At 35.7% G+C, this 4428-nt stretch carries 3 protein-coding genes; 1 reads left to right on the forward strand and 2 read right to left on the reverse strand.

From position 1 onward, the window contains the following. Positions 1 to 157 (forward strand): RNA chaperone Hfq (gene hfq, locus AC1DJR_RS18410; protein ID WP_477003201.1); only part of this gene is annotated, 157 nt, incomplete at its 5' end. A gap of 320 nt (positions 158 to 477) precedes the next feature. Here the strand turns inward: hfq and ltrA are convergent. Continuing rightward, entirely contained in the window at positions 478 to 2295 is a 1818-nt protein-coding gene (ltrA, locus tag AC1DJR_RS18415) for a group II intron reverse transcriptase/maturase (protein ID WP_477003200.1), read from the reverse strand. Positions 2296 to 3107: 812 nt separating this feature from the next. After that, the gene (locus tag AC1DJR_RS18420) at positions 3108 to 3578 is read right to left on the reverse strand and encodes an NUDIX hydrolase (protein ID WP_002090655.1); all 471 of its coding nucleotides are present in this window, start codon (positions 3576 to 3578) and stop codon (positions 3108 to 3110) included. Between the last annotated feature and the right edge of the window lie 850 nt (positions 3579 to 4428).

The raw sequence follows: 4428 nt of genomic DNA on the forward strand, positions 1-4428 counted from the left end.
ATTTAAAGATAAAAAAGGGGAAGTTACTGCATTTTTAAAGAATGGCGTTCCAGTACGTGGGCAGATCCTTGCAACAGATAAATTTACCGTCCTAATGATGGTTCATGGTAAACAACAACTAATCTACAAACAAGCAATCTCTACACTTGCTATGTAATACATACTGGACTTATGTAAATATAATTCTTTTTATTGTTTATATTTTGTTATTTCCTGTTGTAGAATCCTTATAATAAGGGTAGCGTCAGGAAAATGCGGATTTACAACGTTAAGGAAATTTCAATATTAAAAAGCCTAATTTCTTAGCATAAAAATGAAAAATTAGGCTTTTCATTGCTATAGTGATAGGTAAACTTTTGAAGTTATCGCCAGCTTTCCCCCCACCTCACACCGTACAGGCGAGTTTCCCCGCATACGGCGTTCCAACTAACCCAACCCATTCAATATTTTTATGTTTATGCAAGATGGAATGTAGAATCAGATTGCTTTGTTCAGACATTGCTCACGCAATTTATTGACCTCTTTCAGTTGCTTTTTATTTAACTTGAGTGCGTTTAAAAGCACTTGTATCTTCTCTTGATTTCTCATGTGAATGAGGCGGTGAACAGATTCGTGCAGTATCATTAAATTTCCGTATGAATCATCTTTTGTGAGATGGTACGGCGTTTTATGGTGACAATGCCAATCGTTCAGACCTAATTCAATTCCTGTAACGGCACATTTACCGTATTGTGCGATGAAACGGCTAATCCGATTATCATTGTATTCAATAGAACGGTTTGAGATAAATTGTTTCATCACATAGGCGATTGTTTGTTTATTAATGGATCGCAAGTTTTGATGAATTTTACCTCTACCTGCGGTAGTATAATTACAGATTGTTTGAGAGAAATTTAGATTTACCTTACAGCGTTGAGCATGGATTGGAACAAGCACTATTTCTTTTATTTTATAGAGCTTACATACATATCCCTTATATCGCTTCTGTAAGAATTTTGTGAAGTCCTGAAACGTTGCTTCTTTCCTCATTTCTTTTAAACGATTGTATAATGCTTTATTAAGACGATTGTTCAGCTCATTTAAGTCTATTGTGATGTGCGACGCTGCAGAATAATAATTCTGTATACCCATTATGACCATATTGAATCGCCAAACATTTTCTGACGATTGGTGTTTCTGAATCGCCTTTACTGCTTGTTTTAACTTTGTCTGTGCATTTCCAAGTGCCTTTTTGGTCATATGTGAGCGAGCCACATAAAGTATTCTTTTATTCGTCCTTTTCGGATGTGCTTTAAGGCGAAAGCCTAAAAACTCTGATGAGTTTTTCTTTAGGTTGACCACTTTCGATTTTTCTTCACTGATTTCAAGGCGGAGCCTTGTTTGAAGAAAATCTWTTACCGCATAATACATTTTAATCGCTTGTGAACGAGTCCGACAAAGGATTTTAAAATCATCTGCATATCTCACAATATAGCAGTGTTTCAAATTCGATTGTTTCAATGCATTATATCTGCCAGTATATGATTTATATGGCTTTCGTGTTTCAAAACTTTCCCACTGATTACTGACCCACCAGTCTAGTTCATTTAGTACGATGTTAGATAAGAGAGGTGATAAAATACCCCCTTGGGGTGTGCCTTTCGTTGGGAAACCCTCCCCAATAATTTCAGCTTTTAAAAGACGCGAAATAATGGAAAGTAGTGCTTTATCTCGAATGCCAAATGACCACATTTGTTTTAATAATTTGGCATGATCTACATTGTCGAAAAATCCTTTTATGTCAACATCTACACAGTGATATAAGCATGCACGATTAATAAGCGTTTCAAACCTAGCTTTCGCATGATGTGTATTGCGATTGGGTCTAAAACCATAACTATGTTTATAAAACCTCGCTTCACAAATCGGCTCAAGCACTTGTAAGATACACTGTTGGAACAGCCTGTCCCAAATAGTCGGAATCCCTAAAGGACGTGCTTTTCCATTTGACTTAGGAATAAAGACTCGCCGAACAGCTTGTGGGGTGTAGTGTTCAAACATTCGTTGTATCGTCGATACAACTTCTGATACAGACAGTTGTTTTATATCTTCAATCGTTAATCCATCATATCCAGCCGTTTTACTGCCGGTATTTCGTTTAATATTGCGATAGGCTAATCGAATATTTTCATCGGATTGCATTAAATCGAGTAAACCATAAAAATTTTGACCATTAGCACTTCGAGCATATAGAGAATCAAAATGATATTGCATATCATAATACTCGTTGTGTCTCAGTTTCTTTCGTTTTAACAAGTCGGTGGCTCCTTTTGGAGCTGAACCTCTATTAGTCTTACAAGAACCTTATTAATCGTTTAAGAACTGTCTTGCATGGTGAATGAATCTTTTTATTAGTCTAGTGGCTATCCCTCCACGCTCATTACACGCTTCGACGGTACTGTGCCACCACTTTCACTGATATAAAGAAAAGTTATACAATCGCTAGTCTCACGACTATTTTCCTTTCCAACGCTTCACCAAGAGTAAGCTCTCCACGTTATCAGCTTACAACGTTGAGTTACATCTATTATGGAACAAACTTAGGTGCTTCCTATGGGCCTGTTAGCATTGCATGTGCCTGTAACACAAGATGGATTTTTATATAATTGATTCTTACTCATCCACAGCTAACCCTACATTTAGTAGTAAATACATTTCTATATAATGCGCGTCTAGACCCGTACATTCAGAAGTTCGTCAGCAATACAGTTTCTTATTATATTTCATTGCATTCTCACCATATCTGTTCAACCCAAGCACCATGATTTACACCACCCCATCGGGTAGGCTTTCGTCAGCTGGACTGTTACGGTAAATTCTCACGCCTATTAGCCGAGCTTATAACACGCTTTTCCTTACTAAACAGCGTGCTATTCGACGCAGGGGGAGCCTTTCAGAACGTTACCTCCTCATTCGACTCCTCGACATAACCCTTCAACTTTAGAAATCTAAAACTGCCTGACCTTTACCGAAATTGTGTGACCACATTTCATTTGAGCCAGGAACATTTCGCACCWATTAAAGCGCCCATTAGTTAAAGATTATGGATAATTAATTTGAAGATGTTTTTATTTAAATACACCTTTTCTTTTGGAAAGCCAATCTTCTAAGGCATCTTCGTGTAGTTTTGTGAATAATTTCGGTATTTGGTCTATTGGGAAGTATTTTAAATCTAAAGTCTCAACACCATCTGCAGTAAGTTCCCCATCAATTGGTTTGCATTGAAAACAATGAACGATAGTCTGAGCTTTATCTCCGTTCGGAAACTCACCAAAATATTTAGAGTAGACACCTATAAGGTGTTCAACCTCAACATTTAATCCTGTCTCCTCAAGTATTTCTCGTTTAGCGGTTTCTTCAAGAGATTCTCCAAGTTCCATAGCACCACCTGGAAGACCCCACTCATTTCTATCTCCCCGYTTTTGTAAAAGAATTTCATTTCGTTCGTTATAAACAATACCTCCAGCAAAATTAAGAAATATTAAATCGTGCCCTACTTTTTCCCGAATATAACGAATGTAGTCCTTATTTGTAGTCATAAATTCCCTCCTATTTATATATAAAATACAAATTAATTATATATAAAGATAGAAGAAAATGGTAATAAAAATAATGTTATTCCTTATTCTCACAAAGGAACCTTCTTTTTTTGTTCTATGGATCTATGGATCTATGCATTTTTTTATACATTCCTATCCTGAAAAGGTTTTAGAGTTCTCGTTTGTTACTGAATTAGCTGAAAAACTGCATAAAATTTTGCATACTCTTAGGGGTACAGCCAACGTACTAACATAAAACCCACGCTAAGAAAAAGAAAGCTTGATATAAAAGGRTTTCTAGYRTAAYAAAAAGGATYGTGATAAATAATGTTACGAATTATTTTTGATACAGTATTTTGTTACAGCTAAATTGGCTAAATAAAGGATAACGCTTCTTGAAACAAATGTTGTAACAAAAGCGTTCATTTTAGTTACAATCCTTAGCGTACAAAAATCAAGGTTTCCTCTTCCAAAAAATGTCTTAACGTGGGTTTTATGTCAATTGGTTGGCGGTACCCCATTATGAAATAAAATTGAAGTCATAAACAATTTTTAAGAACAAAATTCATGGAAATGTAATCAAATTCTTATATTCAATATTTATTTATGTACAAAAAAGCTAGTAGAATACTAGCTTTTTTGTCCTTCTTATAAGAAGGATTATGGTAATTAATCAGGTCGCTTGTTTAACAACAGCAATCCTTTTTACGTATGTAAACTTTGGTTATTTTATGTTGTCTTCCGTTTTCGAATCTCATGTCATCAACGCTTACGATAAGATAACTACATGTAGAAGGGGAAAAATTTCGTTTAGGGGATACTTTAAAATCTTAGCTTGATGGGCATGGGG

It is taken from the genome of Bacillus sp. 05T31, assembly GCF_056396725.1.